This window comes from Bacteroides sp. AF25-5LB (assembly GCF_003602965.1).
GTDB classification, from domain to species: Bacteria; Bacteroidota; Bacteroidia; order Bacteroidales; family Bacteroidaceae; genus Bacteroides; species Bacteroides uniformis.
Genome location: NZ_QTMC01000008.1, coordinates 75,912 through 95,057 on the forward strand (window position 1 = coordinate 75,912; position 19,146 = coordinate 95,057).

Sequence of the window (19,146 nt, forward strand, 5' to 3'; positions counted from 1 at the left end):
AGGGATTAAAGTCCTAAAAGTTGGCGTAACCGTTGCACGGATTCGCTAATCTGGCTGCGACTCTCCAGATAACCGGCATCAAAGCGATAACGGGCCTGCGAGTAGAAAGGCGCACGCTTATCCAGCGCCTCCACAATGAAGGTGCGCAAATCTTCGTCCGTCTTGCCTTGCAGGATGGGGCGCTGCTGCTTCGCCACCCGGAGCCGGCGGAACAGAATATCGGGGTGTACATCCAGGAACACCGTCTGCCCGCAACCGTTCATATACTCCATATTGTCAAAAAAACAAGGAGTACCGCCACCGGTAGAAACCACGACATCCTCAAATTCCCCTACTTCATGCAGCATGTTTCGCTCCAATTCACGAAAAGAGGCTTCTCCCCGCTCGGTGAACAATTCACGGATTGATTTGTGAAAACGTTCTTCGATGTACCAGTCCAAATCAATGAACGGCACATTCATTTCGCGGGCAAAAGCCTTTCCTAAAGTAGTTTTACCGGCTCCCATGTAGCCGGTCAAGAAAATACGCATCATATCTGCTACGAGTTACAGGTTTCCTGCAAAGGTAGCAATTCCAAGCTGAAAACGCCTCTGTATCAGAGAAAAATTTTGATACGCTTGCTTAAATCTTCGAATTCCTTTTCTCCTGGTTCACCGGTGGGTGTACCGAAGGGCATCTGTGCAATCATCATCCAGTCGCCGGGCAGGTTCCAGGTGCGGCGTACCTCGTCGTCAATCAAGGGGTTATAGTGTTGCAGGGAGGCGCCCAACCCCATATCTTCCAGCATAGTCCAGATGGCAAACTGGTGCATAGCGGAGGTGTGCTGTGACCAAGTGGGGAAATTATCCTTATAGGAAGGGAATGCTTCCTGCAGCTTCTTGACTACAGAAGTGTCTTCAAAATAGAGCACAGTACCGTGTCCGCTGGCAAAGCAGCCGTCAATCTTGGCTTCCGTCTTGGCAAAAGCCTCGGCAGAGATACGTGCTTTCAGGGTTTCCTTCACAATGTTCCACAATTTCTTATGTTCGTCGCCCAGCAGCAATACAATTCTTGTAGACTGTGAATTGAAAGCTGACGGCACATTCTTTACGGCTTCACGAATAATGTGTACTATTTCTTCATCCAGTACTGGCGAATCGCTGCCGATAGAGTAATAACTACGGCGATGCGCCATGGCCTCTGCAAATGTTCTCTTCATTTTTTGTCCTTTCTTTTTTATTGAGTCTTCTCTTCTTTATTTTATATCCGCCATACAAAGAAACAAATGAAAGAGTTAAGTTGTTCGGATTTTCTTTTTTACCTTTGTCCGCAGTTATGAAGAAAGAAAAATATTACGTCGTATGGGCGGGAGTCAGCCCGGGTATCTACACTTCCTGGACAGACTGCCAACTGCAGACCAAAGGCTACGAAGGAGCAAAATACAAGTCGTTCGAATCACGCGAGGAAGCGGAAAAAGCCTTTGCCTCTTCGCCGTACGCGTACATCAAGCGGTCGGCCCCTTCTCCTGCCAAGACTATTCCCGGCGCCGACGCTCCCCTTCCTGCCGCCGTCGCAGAAAACAGCCTTGCCGTAGACGCCGCCTGCAGCGGAAATCCCGGTGCCATGGAGTACCGGGGAGTACACGTCGCCAGCCGTCAGGAAATCTTTCACTTCGGGCCGATGTATGGAACCAACAATATCGGCGAATTCCTCGCCATTGTCCACGGACTTGCCTTGTTGAAACAGAAAGGTTTCGACATGCCCATCTACAGTGACAGCGTAAATGCCATCAACTGGATAAAACAGAAAAAATGCAAAACCAAACTGCCGCGTGACGCCAAGACCGAAGAGCTTTTCCACCTAATAGAACGTGCGGAGAAGTGGTTGCGCGAAAACACCTACACCACCCGCATCCTAAAATGGGAGACAAAGCAATGGGGGGAAATTCCGGCCGACTTCGGAAGGAAGTAAAAAAACGCGAGCACCCTGGATTCTTCATCCGGTTGTGCCCGCGTCAAGAAAATGATGCGGCCGAGCTTATGAATGAATAGCCGCCATCATGTTTTATTTGCTATACGATGCCTTCACGAAAGGAGCATCAAGCAAGTAGTCAAGACTCTGCTTCACACTCTCTTCTACGGGGCAGCTGTATTTCTCAATCTCAGCTACGATGTGGCGCACGCCAGCAGTATCCGTATTCTTGAAGATAGCATCATAACCTACCATACCACTCTGCCCAATCTCGCGGTGATCCTTGATATGGAGCATGGTGAAGCGTCCGGGATACTTGTTGAAGTAATCCACCGGGCTGTTCTGGCCGCGCACTACCCAGTAAACGTCCATCTGGAAGAATACATATTCGGGATTGGTGTGTTGCAGCATGTAGTCCAGCATCAGCTCCTTGTCTTCCACTTTCTGGAATTCATGGGCATGATTGTGGTAACCGTATTTCAAACCGGCAGCCTGGCAGCGCTTGCCCACTTCATTGTAATAGTCGCAGTAGGTCTGCAAATCTTTCAATGTCTTGGGAACGGAGAGATACGGAGTCACGATATACTCCATACCGGCCTCCTTATGGGCAGCAATGCACTGATCCCACCATTTCAAGGCTTCCGTAAAGTCGCCCGAAGCCAGTTCCTCGTCCGACAACCCGTGGGTAGTGTGCGAAGAAAGCACGGTCATACCGCTCTTTTCCACCATCTGCTTGAACTCCTGGGGAGTCTTGCCGTAGAACTTACCGTCATTGTAGTTGGCGGCCTCCACACTGGTATAGCCCATATCAGCCAAATCCTTCAGAATCTGGTCGAGGTTACTGCCGTCCTTCACCAAGTCCCTCACAGAGTAGAGCTGTATGGCAACTTCCTTTTTCGTCGTTTCCGGCGTCGTTTCCCTACTCTGGCTGCTACAGCTTGTGGCCATCATGGATAAACACAGTGCTGACAAAATCATCATATGTTTGATTCTCATAGTACTATCTTTTTAGAAGGAATCAGTCGAGAACCTTTACACGGATGTTGCGGTACCAAACATCATCACCATGATCCTGTACACCGATAAAGCCTTCATGGTTTTCGCCACCACAGTTGTTCAACAGTTCAAAAGCCAAAGGCCATTTTTCTTCGCTGAACTTGCTGGCTTGGAGCATATCAGTCCACTGCTTGGTCCACAAGTGATACTCCAGTACATTTTCATCGTTCTGTCCGTGAACTACAGTGCCTTTGTATACCATAATCTTGGCCTTATTCCATTCACCGAAAGGTTTGGCGTTCTGCGGAACAGCAGGAATCATATCATACAAGGAAGCAGCCTGACGGTTGTTGTCCTTACCCAGCTTGGCATCCGGATGATTGGCGTTGTCCAACACCTGGAATTCAGGAGCAGAGATATAGATGGGTTCCAGCACTTCGTTGCCGTCCTTATCCTTTGAAGTAACTTCCTGAGCCAGATAGAAGATACCGGAGTTACCACCTTTCGAAATTTTCCATTCCAGTTCCAACTCAAAATTCTTGAACTTATGGGCGAAAATCAAGTCACCACCTTCACCGGTCTGTCCTTCACCGGTACCGGTTCCACAGAATTTGAGGCAACCATCCTCAATAATCCACCTGGAAGGCACTTTATCCTTACCGTATCCACGCCATCCGTCCAGGCTCTTTCCATCAAAAATAGTAATATAACCGTCCGCATCAATCGGCAGATTCAGACTGTCCGTTTCAGGCGCTTTCAAAGACTTGGAGTAAGACACCGCAGTAGTAGTAGGAGCTGTGGCTTCTTCCGTAGCGTTCGATTTCTTTGCACCGCCACCGCAAGAGGCGAGCATACCTCCGATAAGGCAACAAGCCAAAGGATAATATATTTTCTTCATAATCTGAAAAATTAAATGATTAGTATTCGTTTATGAGCATCAGAAAACAAGTTCTGATGCCCCTTTTAATGTTTATCTAGGCATATCAGGCAATTTCCAGCCTTCGCGGTAGTTATGCTTGATGAGCTCTTCTGCAAAAGCTTTGGCATTTACCGGATCTGTCCATGTCTTGTCGAAGCTTGGATGGCCGTTGTGTATCTTGAAGCCGTCCTTGATGACTGTACGCAATGTCTCGTCGTCGCCAATATTGGTAAAGCGCATGTTGGCTCCGTCCCATTCCAGTGTCTTGTTCAGGCCCTGCAGACGGATGGCCAATACACCCATTGCCACCATTTCGTTCATCGGTCCTGCTTCGGAGAAGTCAGACTTAGGCATTACGCGGCTGGAAGGACTTTCCTTACAAGCACGTACCCAGTCCATCTCATGACCGCCATTCATAGCCTTCGGTACACGGCGGCAAACCTTCGGTGCATTGGGCACGCGGCCAGAAAGTAACCACGGGTTCTGTCCGTAGCAACCGCAAATCAGCGTATCCTTCGTTCCGTGGAAGATAGTCAGACCGCCACCGCTCTGCATCAGTTGCTTTCCTTCGGGGAAGCCTTTCGGACGGTCGGGCATCATGCCACCATCATACCAGTGAACTTCCACTTCGGGCATAGCCACCTTCGGCATATTTTCACGTGCGGGGAAAATCAGCTTCACGTGCTGTGCTTGCGGAGCGCAGGCATTGAGCAACAATGTAGACGAACCTTCTACCTTGGTAGGATACAACAACTTCAAAGCTCTGAACGGCTGGTGCAGGATGTGACAAGCCATATCGCCCAAAGCACCCGTACCATAATCCCACCATCCGCGCCAGTTCCAGGGATGATAGATTTCGTTATACGGATTCATCTTGGCAGGACCGGTGAACAAATCCCAGTTCAGAGTTTTGGGAATGCGGTCTTCCTTCTCGGGAACATTCAATCCTTGCGGCCAGATGGGCCGGTCGGTAGCACATTCCACCTTTGTCACGTCACCGATTTCGCCGTTCCATATCCACTCGCATACCAAGTCGGTACCTTCGTCCGAAGAACCCTGGTTACCCATCTGAGTAACTACTCCCGTAGAAGCGGCCAGGCGGGTAAGCAGACGGGACTCGTATACAGAGTGCGTCAACGGTTTCTGGCAATATACATGTTTGCCCATCGTCATGGCATCAGCAGTGATGATGGCATGTGTATGGTCGGCCGTAGCGATGATAACGGCATCGATATCCTTGCCCATCTCATCGTACATCTTACGATAATCCCAATACTTCTTCGCATTGGGAAGCTCATCGAACACACCTTTCGCGTAGCGCCAGTCTACGTCACACAGCGCCACGATATTTTCCGTAGCCTTCACATGATTAATGTTAGTGTGTCCCATACCACCGATACCTACGGCAGCAATGTTCAAACGGTCACTGGGAGGTACGTGTCCGTGGCTCTTACCCAAAATGCTGCTTGGAGCAATGGTAAGACCCGCCAAAGCTAAACCTCCGGTCTTAAGAAACTCTCTTCTTGTAAATTTCGACATGGTTCTTTAGATTTTAAAATCGGTTAATATAATTAAGTTTTAAAACACTTCTCATTACAGTAGGCATCAGACTACCGTCTTCTTCGGACGGAGCAGTCCATAACCTTCCTTCATATGCCTCCGGCGCTCCCTAATTTCCTCCAGCGTCTGCAAGTCGCCTATGCCAGGCAGGTCGTGGCGGCGCGCATCCTCCAGGAAGGTCCATCCGTATTGGGAAGCAATGGCCGAGTCTCGCATCTGCGGCAATCTCGGATCGCGTTTCCCGCTCTCGATGGAGTCAGCCATAATATTGCATAGCTTATCCAGATTCTTCCCACCAAACGGCTTCTCCAGACGAAGCGTACGGTTCACGCCATGAAGCTCCACCACGGCAGTCCGGAAATCATGCGTCATGCGCACGATACCTTTTGTACCAATAATGTCCGTATATGCATTATGAGTCTGGTTTCTGGAGAGTTGTCCATAGACGAATCCCTGTGTGACATCGAAGGCGATGCCGTTCTCGAACGTACCGTGGCACTGTACCCACCAAGGGTCCTTGTAGTCCCACATCCGCATGCCTTGCGCATGCCAGGTCTTGTATTCACTGTCGGCATACCAGCGGGCAATGTCTATGTAGTGCATGCCGCAGTCGTGGTAGGCGGGACCCTCATATTCGTGTCCCTCGCCCGGCGCCAATCCCGGAGTCATGTGGCAGATGCGCAAGATGGCCAGTTCGCCAATTTCGCCTTCATCGATAAACTGCTTCATAGCCTGGTGATACCAGGAGTTGCGCAGATAAAGGTTGACAGCAGCAATGCGGTCATACTTTTCAATCAGGTCCACAATTTCCCATTCCTTGTCAATGGTATCGGCAATGGGTTTCTCCGTCAAGATGTGCTTATGGCTTCGGACAGCTTTCTCTATTTGTTCTTTTCTGGAATTTGCCAATGCAAAAAGACCAACAGCTTCTACACTCTGGTCGTCAAAGATTTCTTGTTCATCGGATATGATTCTGGATGAAGGGGAAAAGTTTCTTGCCAATTCTCGGGAGGCCGGATCGGTATCACAGATATATGCGATGTCCCATCGACCGCTTTTCTGCATTTCCTCCCAATACATTTGCCCCATTCTGCCGAACCCTATCAAACCAACTTTTATTTTCATGGTAGGCGTATATTAAATATTTACAGTTATAGTATTATCGGGGTCAATTGAATTACATGATTAAGAGTACTTGGACTAATAGTCATAGTAGCTGTTGTCGTAGACATTGGGTATAATTTTTTCATGATATTTGCAATGTTTATGTATGTGTTCTTTGCAAAAATAGGATAATTAGTGATAGAATGGAAGCAAGCAGATATTAAAAAAGCGTAAAAGGCAAAAGAACGCCCTTTATTCATCATCGCCTAACAGCCGTGAAACACTCTGCCGGTAGCCATCAACACCCACCTACATCATAAATTCTGCGTAAGAAGTATAGAAGAGAAAGAAGAATTAATATGCTGTTTGCAGGAAATTAACTTCCTATTTACAAAGTATCAACAAGAAGGGATACACGAAATCAATACATTGCCTTACAATGGATTAACTTCCTATTTAGTCATAACAACATAGCACAAGCGGATGGAAGCAAGGTGCGCAGAACTTTATTTCTATGAGAGAGACTGCATATCATTCAGCCTCTTATAATAGCCGTTCTTCTCGAGAAGTTCCTCGTGCTTACCACGTTCCACGATTTCACCTTCATAGAGTACACAAATTTCATCCGCATTCTTGATGGTGGAAAGGCGGTGGGCGATGGCAATCGTGGTACGGGTCTTCATTAGCCGTTCCAGCGCCTCCTGCACCAGGCGTTCGCTTTCGGTGTCGAGTGCGGAAGTAGCCTCATCGAGTATCAGGATGGGTGGATTCTTCAGGATGGCACGGGCAATACTGATGCGCTGGCGCTGTCCGCCGGAAAGCTTGCCGCCACGGTCGCCAATGTTGGTCTGATAACCGAGCTCGGTCTCCATGATGAAATCGTGGGCATTGGCAATCTTTGCAGCTTCAACCACCTGCTCAATTGTTGCATTTTCCACACCGAAAGCAATGTTGTTGAAGAAGGTATCATTGAACAGGATGGCCTCCTGGTTCACGTTTCCTATCAACGCACGCAAGTCGTGGATGCGAAAATTCTTAATATTCACACCGTCAATTGTAATCTCACCCAACTGCACATCGTGATAGCGCGGCAGCAAATCCACCAATGTCGACTTGCCGGAGCCGGACTGACCGACAAGTGCAATGGTCTGTCCTTTGGGCACCATCAGATTGACGTGCTTCAACACTTCGCGCTTGCCGTCGTAACTGAAGGAGAGGTCCTTAAATTCAATCCGGTCATTCATCCCGTGCAGCGGCAACGGGTTTACCGGTTCCTTAATGGGGTTCTCGGCTTTCAGTATTTTGTCCACACGTTCCATGGATGCCAGACCCTTTGGAATGTTGTATCCTGCCTTTGCAAAGTCTTTCAACGGATTGATGATACTGTACAGAATCACCATATAGAAAATGAACGTTGAAGCTTCCATGGAAGTACCATCGCCCAAAATAAGCAGACCACCAAACCACAGAACCAATACAATGAGCAACGTACCGAGGAATTCGCTCATAGGATGTGCCAACGACTGACGGATGGCTACCTTGTTGGTGGCATCACGCAGCTCGTTGCTACATTGTTTGAAACGGTCCACCATCTTGTCTTCGGCTATGAAAGCCTTGATGATGCGCAGTCCGCCCAACGTCTCTTCCAGTTGCGACATCGTGTCGCTCCATTTCCCCTGGGCTTCCAGCGACTTGCGTTTCAGCTTCTTGCCGACCTTTCCCATCAGCCAGCCCATACCCGGCAATACCAGGACAGTAAACAAGGTCAGCTGCCAACTGGTTACAATCAAAGTGGAAAAATAAAGCAGAATCAGGATAGGATTCTTGAGCAGCATATCCAGTGAACTGGTAATGGAGTTTTCAATTTCGCCTACGTCACCGCTCATACGTGCAATGATGTCCCCTTTTCTTTCTTCAGAGAAAAAACCAAGTGGCAAGTGCATCACTTTGGAATAGACCATCACACGGATATCGCGTACTACTCCCGTACGCAAAGGAACCATTATAGCAGAAGAACCGAAGTAGCAGGAGGTCTTCAGCATGGTCATGAAAGCAAGGAAGAGCCCCATGAACAGCAGTGTCATCTGCGGCCCGTGTGTCTCAATCATCTGGGTGACGTAGTAGTAGAAGTTGTTCACCGCCACTTCCTTCAGGCTGCCGCTTCCCCACTCCATGAAGTGATATACCTCGGTATTCGCCCCAGTCTTGAAAAGGATGTTAAGGATAGGGATTAACAATGTAAATGAAAAGACGTTGAATATAGCGGACAGCACATTGAGCACGATTGCCCAACCGATATATCTCTTGTAAGGCGACACAAAGCGCCGCATCAGTTGTAGGAATTCCTTCATTGATTGTAGTTAAGTGAATTATAAGGTTGCAAAGGTACAAGAATAAAATGAAAAACATCTAAGTTCGATGCTTATCTCTAAATATAAAACGACAGCGGACTATTAACTAATCCGCTGTCTACATAAAAAATCACTGACCATCAATAGTCATATATTCCTCACAAAATATATTTATGAAAGTGACTGCATATCATTCAGTTTCTTATAATATCCATTAAGAGCTATAAGCTCATCATGCGTTCCACGTTCCACAATTTCACCTTCATAAAGTACGCATATCTCATCTGCATTTTTGATTGTAGACAAACGGTGGGCAATGGCAATGGTAGTACGTGATTTCATCAAACGTTCCAAAGCTTCTTGCACCAAACGTTCACTCTCTGTATCAAGTGCAGAAGTGGCCTCATCCAAAATCAAAATAGGAGGATTCTTCAAAATCGCACGCGCTATACTGACACGTTGTCTTTGCCCACCAGACAAACGCCCACCACGGTCACCAATCATAGTATCATATCCTTTCTCAGTTTCCATAATAAAATCATGTGCATTAGCTATCTTTGCAGCTTCAACAACCTGCTCCATCGTAGCATTCTCGACACCAAATGTAATATTATTAAAAAAAGTATCATTAAACAGAATAGCTTCCTGATTCACATTGCCTATTAATGACCTTAAACTGCTTATGGAAACATCCTTCACATTCTTACCATCTATCAATAAGGCTCCTTCTGTGACATCATGATAACGAGGAACCAAATCTACTAAAGTGGATTTTCCTGATCCTGACTGTCCTACCAGAGCAATAGTCTTACCTTTATGAACCGTCAAATTAATATGTTTCAAAACTGGTCTTCCCTCTATATAACTGAAACTTACATCACGAAATTCCAATTTATTCTCAAAGCCATTTAATGATAAGGGCTGCATAGGATCTTTTATATGGCTCTCAGCCTTTAATATCATGTCAATACGTTCCATACTGCCAAGCCCTAAAGGTATATTATAAAAAGCCTTAGAGAACTCTTTTAAGGGATTAATGATACTATAAAGAATAACTAAATAGAAAATAAAAGTGGCTGCATCCATGGGAGAATAAGTATTACTCAAAATCAATGAACCACCAAACAGCAATACGATAACGATGATACAAGTACCCAAAAATTCACTCATCGGATGAGCTGAACTCTGACGGATTACCATTTCATTCACAGCATTTCTAAATTCATTATTGGTCTTTGCAAAACGCGCAGACATTTTCTTTTCTGCAAGAAAAGCTTTAATCACACGTAATCCTCCCAAGGTTTCGTCCAATTGAGACATTATATCTCCCCATTGGGCTTGTGCCGCTGATGATTGTCTTTTCAATTTACGGCTGATTATTCCCATGAGCCATCCAGCCAATGGAAGAATTATAAGGACAAACAAAGTCATCTCCCAACTTACAGTAAACAAAGTGACAAAGCAAACCAAAAGAGCTATCGGATTACGAATTAACATGTCAATGGAACTGGTTAAAGAATTCTCAACAACAGTAACATCCGCACTCATACGAGCAATAATATCCCCTTTACGCTCCTCAGAAAAGAAACTAAGAGGCAACTCCAATACTTTATTATATACTTGAATACGGATATCACGAACAATACCTGTACGAAGAGGGACCATAATTGCAGAAGAAGCGAAGTAACCTGCAGTCTTCAATAACGTCATAAAAACCAATATACATCCCATCATAACAAGTGTAAGAAAAGCGCCATGTTCCAAAACAAAATTACTGATCCAATAATAAGCATTATTAATAAGAACATCTTTGTCAAAGTTTCCCCAGTCCATGGGCATATATTCATACACTTTAGTGTCAATCTTAAACAATATGTTTAAAATAGGAATAATAGCCATAAAAGAAAAAACGTTCAGCCATTGAGAAAGGAAATTCAGTATCAATGCCCACGTTAAATACTTGCGATACGGCATGATATATCGCTTCATCAAAGAGAAAAACTGTTTTACCATAAGTTTTGATTATAATTAAATTGCTAAATTACACGAAAATACCTAAATACTCAAAATAAAAATTTTAAAAATTCAGAATATGAGAATAAATAGCTATACGCTGTTCTAACATCTTTTTCCAATCATATAAATCTTCTAATTTACGTTTAGCTTGTAAAACAAGTCTACACTGCATGTTACTATCATTAGCCAACCTAATAATCGCATCTGCAAAATCCATAGCTGTATCCGCCTTTAAACACTCTTCATTATCATTAAAACTAATCCCCTCTACTCCTTTAGAAGTAGTAACAAAAGGAATGCCCAAAGATACAGCATCTAATATTTTCATTCTCAACCCACTACCGATGCGTATAGGAACAAGAGCAATACTACCTTTAAGAAAATCACTCAAATCCTCCATATAACCTACAAATTTTATTTCTGGACAAACAGAAGAAAGTCTTACTATATGAGAGCAATCCCACCGTCCTGCAACCCTAAAATCAAAAGAGAATCCTTGCTTATGCAAATAAGGAGCCACCTCTTTGCAAAACCAAGTAATCGCATCTAAGTTCGGATAATGATCTCCACTTCCAACAAACGTTAATCTATGAGTAATTGCCGGAGTAAATTCTTCAATAGAAGTATCTGACATCTGCACCACCGCTGGAGAAGCATAAATACGTTCTTTACGACCAAGAAAATCAATCAGCAGTTGTCTGTCTACTTCAGTCAAAGCAATTACATGCTTATATTTTAGCAAGGCAGCTCGCTCATAGTCCTTTGCCACAGAGAAAAGCATGCGATCTTCATCTGTCATCTCTTCAAACAAAGACATTTCATTAGCATTACGGACATATCTTAATTCATGATGCACAAAAATCGTTTGTACATTTTCCGGCAATAAATATCCTACAGAAATCAATTCATAAAATTCAACCTGAATAATATCATATCCTTGCTTTATAACCTGACAAATATATTGAGCATATCCAGATTCAAGGGGCTCAAAAACCGATCTTAAAAGAGCAGAATTCTCGCGAACTGGATCTAAACCTGATTCCATATCTACCCCCATATTCACAATCTGCCTTCTCATTTTGCGCTCCACAGAAGCCTTCACTCTTTTCAAAACATTGTAATATAATGGATTACGGACTTCAATATGTACAGATTTCTTTTTAGGCCATTTATATACAAAAAAATCTACATTTGCCCACAATTTTTTCAGGGCCACTATATTTTTATCATGTTCTTCGGATTTTGAGCAAAGCAAAATTGACACCGACATTCGATTACGGATATAATTAACCATATTAAAAAAGGCCTGATTACCTCCTGAATCTAAAGGATATGGAATATAGGGAATTATAAAAAGTATCTTTTTCATATTTTCTCAAAAACTCATTTTTTCAACAAATGGCGATACGCCACGTGTAAAGCGGCAACATAATCTATTTTACCAAGAGCATAACATAAACGGACAAGATCACACAAACTGAAGTTACCACGAACTGAGCAAGACAAAATCGTATGAGTATAAGCTTCTAAAGCTTTTCTCAATCTAGCATCTCTAAGATTGCAAGGATAATGTCTGTTTATCCAATTAAAAAAAAGGCCTGTTGCTCTAAGCTTTTCCTTATCAAAACCTACAGAATTACTAATATTCTCACCTTCTACATTTCGCCAACACACAGCCCTCCCAGGTAGAGAAATAATTCCTTCTGTTAAATCGGCAAAACTTGCCCAAGTAGCATCATCCGAACACCATGCAAACGGAAACTTCACAAAACCTTTTATTTGTTTCCAAACATCACGGCTAAAAACATACTCACAAGCAGCCGAACTAATCTTTCCTGATAACTTATCCAATAAAAACTCATATCCAGAAATCCGTTCCGTTTCAAAAGGAGGATTCTGATATTTCATGTTACCACAAGCATCTATTACCATTAAAGGGAAACGCATACACACCAGCTTATCTCCATATTTCTCAACAGCCTGCATTACTCTTTTAACCCCATCAAACGGCATTATATCATCATCAGAAAAAAGCCAAACCAACGGCTCATTGGATAAAGCAATACATCTATCCCACTGCCCAGGCAAATCTACGCCTCCAAGATTCGTACTAAACCGATGGTAAACAATATCTAACTTCTCATCATAATCATGGACAAGCCCTTCTATATTCTCCGGACTCGCATCATCACCCACATATACAATAAATTCTGAACTATTCTGCTTAAGTATTGAATCCAGAGTTTCTCTCAAAAAACGAGCTTTATAAGCAGGTATAATTATTGCCAGTTTTTTCTCCATCTTTAGTTATAACAATTAATCATATAAAGCAGTCAAAATGCTTCTATCATAGGCTTACTACTACAACTTCATTCCTTTGGCAAAGTATTCAAGGCTTCATTATACACACCAATATACCGTTCTGCAGTATGAGTAATATTCATTTTTTTAGTAACCTCACTAGTCCGCCTCTTCAACTGCATGTACTTTTCATTATCTGTAGCCAAAAGCAAAATAATCTGCGCCAATTCATCAACTGGTATTTCACCCTCCCTAAGTTTAAATAACATACCAGCCATATTACCAGCTTCATCAGCCAACATATTACGAACTTCTCCTATATCACTCGCCACGACTGGAGAACCACTCATCAAACTTTCTATCACAACTAAAGGGAAACTCTCACCCTTGAACCGAGAAGGTAACAATCCCACATCAGACATAGCAAAATAATTCCTGACATCACTTTTGCGTCCCAGCAAATGAATATAAGAAGGAAGGTTTTTACCTTTTAAAAAGTCATAACATTCTCCTTCCCCAATCAATATCAAATGAATCGGTCGCTCTGACTTCCTCCTTGCTATTTTTACAGCCTCTATCGCTTCTATCCAGCCTTTCTCAAAAATAGCTCTACTAACCAATGTCAAACAAAAAGCATTTTCTTCAATACCCAACTCAAGTCTTTTGTGGGGAACAATAGGTATTTGCGGAAGCCCATTTCCTATTTTCCGAAATTGCAAGTTTTGAAATAGGCCCTTAAACGGAAGCAAGTTTTTATCAGCAATATATACAAAACAAGAACAGCTTGGGATCACAAACTCCAATATTCCATCCAAGTTCTTTTTAGAAATAGCTTCATACATACCATGAAGTGTAATAATATGCTTACAAGCACCTTCCTTATTCCTTATAACGCGAGCTACAAAGTAATCCACAGTCCCTTCATGAGTATGAACGATCTCCGTTCCAAGAGCAGAAATTACACCATTAAAGAATTTAACGTCACTAAGTTCGATTAATGGTATATCTCTATCCAGTTTTTTCCTGATTCCTTCGTCATAATTTGCTCTTCTAAAATCAACAAAAGTTACTGCTATCCCCTGCTTTTTCAATTCATTTGCCAAATAAATGGGAAATACCTCTCCCCCACCTTGAATTAAAGAATAGCCGCAAATAGCAACATTCGGACGCCGACATTTTGCACACTCTTTTATCTGATTAAGATCGTATATTCTCTCAACCTCCTCTACCTTGTTTTCATGTTTTCTATCTATACAATGTCGTACTAAGTTATTCTTAACAGTATCAAAAATCGATAAATCTACTGCATAGTTCTGGGCTACAAAACAAGAAACACGAAAAGTTTCAATATAATAATCCAATGTATCTTGAACTTTCAATGAAGTACTATTCTCATGTATTCTATAATAATTGGTCACTTTATTAGTATAGCTGACAGCTCCTCCTCGAATCAACCATAGATAAAATAACCAATCACCACATAAGGACATATCTTTCCAGATAGCAGTAATCTCATCAGGTATAGTACCCACATTTCTAAAAACCGCACTACTGACATTTGGGACTACATTTTTAATCCCAAAAGCCTTATTCACAAGCATGTGAGCCGACATAACAAAAGGAGCATTCCAAGATATTGACGAATCCTTTAGATATCTCTCTATTGACCATATTTTTTTACCATCTTTCATGAATACACTCCTTGCAAAGGAAAGCATTACCGATTGGTGGCGCAACCCTAAAAGTACTTCTTTTAAAAAACCTTTATCACAATAATCATCACTTTCAGCTATCCATATATACTCTCCTTTGGCCAAACTCAATCCCTTATTCCATTGAGCAAAAACTTTTCCCGAATTCTTCTCATTGACTATTAAACGGGTTTTTTGTGGATATTTCTGAGCATATTCAGTCAATATTTCAACACTATTATCAGAAGATGCATCATCCAATAGAATTACCTCAAACTTTTTATACGTTTGGCTATAAATTGAATCCAAACGTTCTCTTAAATATAGAGCATGATTATAATTTGGAACAATAATACTAACTAAAGGTAAACTATCCTGAGCCAAAGGAATATCAAGAACATCAAAACAACGATTATTCACTTTAAACAATAGTTCTTTTTCTGAAACTTTCCTAGTAAAATGAAGGAATTTTAAATATGTAAAATTAACTTCATCATAAGAAATCACCTTTTTAAGCAAAGTTACTTTCAGTATTCTATATTTTTCAATAGTGTATATACCATTTCCACGAATCTTCTTCTCATATATAAATGACAAAAATTTACGTCTCCAAAAGGTAATCTTATTTCCATTCATAACAGTCAAATTTTATATAGTCTATTTATGTCACAATACTTAAATTATACCACAATCCGGTTCCTTAAGTTTCTTCTCAATGCACTTTCCCCAGCCTACCGAATGAAACTTTACATCCTCATGAACAAAAACAGAAAGGGATAATGTGCCCGAGAAGCTCCTCATTATACGCACGTGCTATCGGCCATTGTTTTTCACGATTATCAATAGCAATGATTTCATAATCAACACCAATAGTATCATGAATATTCCGGGTTACTTGCTCCAAACGTTCGGGAGATACCGAACAAATTATGATTGAAAGCATAATCTGATGCTATTAGTTTGTATTATTTTGCAATATCTCATCATAAACAGCCAGTCTTCTCTCCAACATTTCCTGAGGATTATAAAGTTCACGCAAACGCTTCAATGCTTGCGTCGCCAGCCTGACTTGCAATTTTTTATCCGCCTCCAAACGAATGACTGCTGCTGCAAAATCAGTTGCGCTATCAGCAATCAAACACTCTTCATTGTGACGTAGGTCAATTCCCTCAACTCCTTTTGTCGTAGTTACAAAAGAAGCCATAGAGGAAACCGCATCCAATATTTTCATCCTCATACCACTACTAATACGAATTGGCACCAGAACGATGCTTCCATTCAAGTATTCCCGCAAATCCTCCACATAACCCACTAACTCCATTTCCGGACATACTGCCTGAAGACTTTTCACGTAACGGCTCTTCCATGTCCCAATCACTTGAAAAACAAATTTAAACCCCTGAGCACGCAAACAAGGGGCTACTTCATGACAAAACCAATCTACTGCATCCTGGTTCGGGTAATGATTTTCACTTCCAACAAATGTCAGACGAACAGAGGCCGGCTTCACAATTCTGTCATAAACAGACTCTATCTGTACCACTGCCGGAGAAACATAAATATTGCATTCTTGTCCAACCAAGTCTGCCAACAATAAACGGTCAATATCCGTCAATGCAATTACATGCTTATATTGACGTAAAGCGGCTTTCTCCATATCCTTAGCAATACCATAGAGCATCTTGTCTTCATCTGTTACATGAGTAAGGCATTCCATTTCATTTTCATTACGTATATACCTCAGTTCATGATGCACAAACACTGTTTGTACATCTTTTGGCAATAGATACCCCAAGGTTATCAATGGATAGAACTCAACCTGAATAATATCAAATCCACGACGTGAGATGTCAGACACATACTCTACGTATGCCTTGGGAAAAGGTTTAAAACAAGAATTCTTCAACGTCATATTCTTATACGGATGCTCTTGCTGAAAAGAATACAGTTGCCGTTGCATCTTGCGGGAAATGGATTCAGACATCTTTTTTAACCAACGGTAATATCGGGGGCAACGAGTCTTAGGTTCTGCATCTTCTTCCCTAAAAAGATAGAAATCAACATTTGTCCATAAAGCCCTTAAACTTTCGACATCATTCATCTCCTTATTTCCCGGCGAAAGCAACAAAGACACAGACATTTTGTGCCGGATATATTCCACCATATTGAAAAAGGCCTGATTACCTCCAGCAGTCAACGGATAAGGCACACAAGGAAGTATAAAAAGAATTTTCTTCATTATCTCTTTCGATTTCTAAGTTTCAACTTACACATGCGGAATGCCACACTTAATGATACAGAAGGGCAAATATACCATAAACTACGACAAATACCCATAAGATCATGTAATTTATAACGATCTTGCAAACTGTAATGCAATATCGTATGGGCATATTTCTTTATCGCATGCTGTAGTTTTCTATCTTGAAGTCTGTCCGAGTAAAAAACTGAAACCCATTTTATAAATTGCCTTGTAGCTACTATCTTCTCTTCATCATAATTGAAGGAACAACTTATATTCTCGCCCATCACATTTCGCCAACAAACCGGCTTACCCGGCAAAGGAATCATTCCACCTGCATTTTCACCTATGCTTGTCCACGTTGCATCGTCTGAACACCACGCCAATGGAAACTTCACAAAACCGCCTATCCGTTCATATATATCACGAGTAAAAACATATTCACAAGCAGCCGAATAAATTCTTCCTTCCAATTTATCCAACAAAAACTGATAGCCCGAAACCGGATATTCCTGCAATGAAGGATTTTTATGTATTATCTTGCCATTTTCATCTATCACAGCAAGGGGAAAACGGAACATCCCATGCCTCGTACCATAGCATTCTAATGCTTTTATAATACGCTCTACCCCGTCCTGCGGCATCAAATCATCATCTGAAAAGAACCAAATAACCGGTTCTTTTGCAAGTGCTATACAACGGTCCCAATGCCCCGGCAAATCCACTCCACCCAGATTAGTATCAAAACGTCGATAGACAATATTCATTTTATCCGCATAATCAGAAACAATTTCCTTCAGATTCTGAGGACTTGCATCATCACCTATGTAAACAGTAAAACTCCGACAAGTCTGTACGACAATAGAATCCAAAGTCTGCCGGAGGAAGCGGCACTTATATGCCGGAATAACAATTGCTATCTTTTCTTCCATAGAAATCATCCCTCTACAACATTCTTTTTTATCACTTCCAGATAACGTTTTCCATAATGTAAATCCGGTTCCAGATAGTTCCCTTCAGCCCACTCATTCCATGATTTTACAAATGCAAGCCGATGGTCTAAAGGCTTATTCTCAATACGCTTTATTGCTTCTTTCATATGTCGGGCAAAATAAGAAGGTTCAGCGTGATTCAAGACCAACGATTTACCACGGGAACGTGGAGAATGATCCCAGTTAGGAATAATGGTAGGTATAATATTCTCTTCATATTCTTCATCACCCACAAAGAAAGAACTGGCCTTCTTATACTCCACAACCTTAGGAATACGAAATATTTTATGTTTCCATTTCGCATATTTATAAGTCAGAGCAGCTTTCTTCTCAAAGTCAAACAAGCGTACAACATTAATAGCATCAAACCCCATTTTCATAAGTCTCTCTTTTTCTTCTTTCAAATGATAGGTTTGTCCTATGAAATAAACCCCCTTCAAGCCATTCTGCACAGCTAAAGTACGCCAGAGTTCAATGAACTCTTTCATCTCCGGATGATCCAAAGGATGATAAACCATAAACAACGGTTTCTCATCCACTGTAATATAGCGATGGTCTTTAAAAGCAGGTAATACCTCGTGGAAATGAGCTATATAATCTTGTTCTCCCGGATAAAGCTGATTTATCAAAGTATCTTTGCTCTTTATGCCGTGATAAAAGCCCCTCCATGACTCATTAGCCCAAGCCAGACAAAAAGGAAAATCCGGTTCATCAGAAGACAATACTTCATTAAACGGACGCTCTAAGAGTCTCTTTCCATTTCCAAACCAATAATGCCAGTAACAAAAGCCTTCGATACCATATTCTTTTGCCATATCAGCTTGCGCTTTACGTGTTTCCGGCACTCGCAAATCATAATATCCCAAATCTGCCGGCACCTTAGGTTGATAATGTCCAGGAAACAATGGACGTGCCTTTCCTACATTAGTCCATTCCGTAAAACCTTTCATCCACCATCTGTCGTTTTCTGGTATTGGATGAAATTGAGGTAGATAAAAAGCTATAACCCTTGCTTTATTCATTA

The 19,146-nt window shown here is 42.2% G+C and carries 15 protein-coding genes and 1 pseudogene; 1 reads left to right on the forward strand and 15 read right to left on the reverse strand.

Annotated elements, in window-relative coordinates; genetic code table 11:
- Positions 1–5 precede the first annotated feature (5 nt).
- Together DWY57_RS10715 and DWY57_RS10720 are read right to left on the reverse strand one after the other, a co-directional pair.
- Positions 6–533, reverse strand: coding sequence for a shikimate kinase (locus DWY57_RS10715; RefSeq protein WP_117599800.1), 528 nt, complete (start codon positions 531–533; stop codon positions 6–8).
- Positions 534–595: 62 nt separating this feature from the next.
- Positions 596–1,198 (reverse strand): nitroreductase family protein, encoded by a 603-nt coding sequence (locus DWY57_RS10720; RefSeq protein WP_117964278.1) that lies wholly within the window; start codon positions 1,196–1,198, stop codon positions 596–598.
- Between the two features lie 116 nt (positions 1,199–1,314).
- On the opposite strand from DWY57_RS10720, the gene DWY57_RS10725 reads away from it, so the two are divergent.
- Positions 1,315–1,950: a ribonuclease H family protein gene (locus tag DWY57_RS10725; protein WP_034525485.1), complete on the forward strand. Its 636-nt coding sequence runs from the start codon at positions 1,315–1,317 to the stop codon at positions 1,948–1,950.
- A gap of 93 nt (positions 1,951–2,043) precedes the next feature.
- On the opposite strand, the gene DWY57_RS10730 is transcribed toward DWY57_RS10725, so the two are convergent.
- From DWY57_RS10730 to DWY57_RS10790, 13 genes and pseudogenes are all read right to left on the reverse strand, one after another.
- Positions 2,044–2,946, reverse strand: a complete 903-nt coding sequence (locus tag DWY57_RS10730) for a sugar phosphate isomerase/epimerase (RefSeq protein WP_117599802.1) — start codon at positions 2,944–2,946, stop codon at positions 2,044–2,046.
- A 22-nt stretch (positions 2,947–2,968) separates the two neighbouring features.
- Positions 2,969–3,844, reverse strand: a complete 876-nt coding sequence (locus DWY57_RS10735) for a DUF1080 domain-containing protein (protein ID WP_119961734.1) — start codon at positions 3,842–3,844, stop codon at positions 2,969–2,971.
- Between the two features lie 72 nt (positions 3,845–3,916).
- Positions 3,917–5,404: a Gfo/Idh/MocA family oxidoreductase gene (locus DWY57_RS10740; protein WP_119961735.1), complete on the reverse strand. Its 1,488-nt coding sequence runs from the start codon at positions 5,402–5,404 to the stop codon at positions 3,917–3,919.
- A gap of 66 nt (positions 5,405–5,470) precedes the next feature.
- Positions 5,471–6,550, reverse strand: coding sequence for a Gfo/Idh/MocA family oxidoreductase (locus DWY57_RS10745; RefSeq protein ID WP_117599804.1), 1,080 nt, complete (start codon positions 6,548–6,550; stop codon positions 5,471–5,473).
- 491 nt (positions 6,551–7,041) lie between these two features.
- On the reverse strand, positions 7,042–8,880 hold the full coding sequence (locus DWY57_RS10750; protein ID WP_119961736.1) for an ABC transporter ATP-binding protein: 1,839 nt from the start codon (positions 8,878–8,880) through the stop codon (positions 7,042–7,044).
- Between the two features lie 171 nt (positions 8,881–9,051).
- On the reverse strand, positions 9,052–10,893 hold the full coding sequence (locus DWY57_RS10755; protein WP_117599806.1) for an ABC transporter ATP-binding protein: 1,842 nt from the start codon (positions 10,891–10,893) through the stop codon (positions 9,052–9,054).
- 64 nt (positions 10,894–10,957) lie between these two features.
- Complete coding sequence (locus DWY57_RS10760) at positions 10,958–12,265, reverse strand: glycosyltransferase (protein WP_119961737.1); 1,308 nt, start codon at positions 12,263–12,265, stop codon at positions 10,958–10,960.
- 14 nt (positions 12,266–12,279) lie between these two features.
- Positions 12,280–13,197: a glycosyltransferase gene (locus DWY57_RS10765; RefSeq protein WP_119961738.1), complete on the reverse strand. Its 918-nt coding sequence runs from the start codon at positions 13,195–13,197 to the stop codon at positions 12,280–12,282.
- Between the two features lie 68 nt (positions 13,198–13,265).
- Positions 13,266–15,524 (reverse strand): glycosyltransferase, encoded by a 2,259-nt coding sequence (locus DWY57_RS10770; RefSeq protein WP_117599808.1) that lies wholly within the window; start codon positions 15,522–15,524, stop codon positions 13,266–13,268.
- Positions 15,525–15,566: 42 nt separating this feature from the next.
- Positions 15,567–15,831 (reverse strand): annotated as a pseudogene (locus tag DWY57_RS10775) (glycosyltransferase); the annotation flags it as partial.
- A gap of 12 nt (positions 15,832–15,843) precedes the next feature.
- Positions 15,844–17,127, reverse strand: a complete 1,284-nt coding sequence (locus DWY57_RS10780) for a glycosyltransferase family 4 protein (protein ID WP_119961739.1) — start codon at positions 17,125–17,127, stop codon at positions 15,844–15,846.
- A complete protein-coding gene (locus DWY57_RS10785; RefSeq protein ID WP_117599810.1) occupies positions 17,127–18,071 on the reverse strand; it encodes a glycosyltransferase family 2 protein in 945 nt (314 codons plus the stop codon). Before DWY57_RS10785 ends, DWY57_RS10780 begins: the two co-directional genes overlap by 1 nt.
- Positions 18,068–19,144, reverse strand: coding sequence for a glycoside hydrolase family 99-like domain-containing protein (locus DWY57_RS10790; RefSeq protein WP_005825939.1), 1,077 nt, complete (start codon positions 19,142–19,144; stop codon positions 18,068–18,070). Before DWY57_RS10790 ends, DWY57_RS10785 begins: the two co-directional genes overlap by 4 nt.
- Positions 19,145–19,146: the final 2 nt, after the last annotated feature.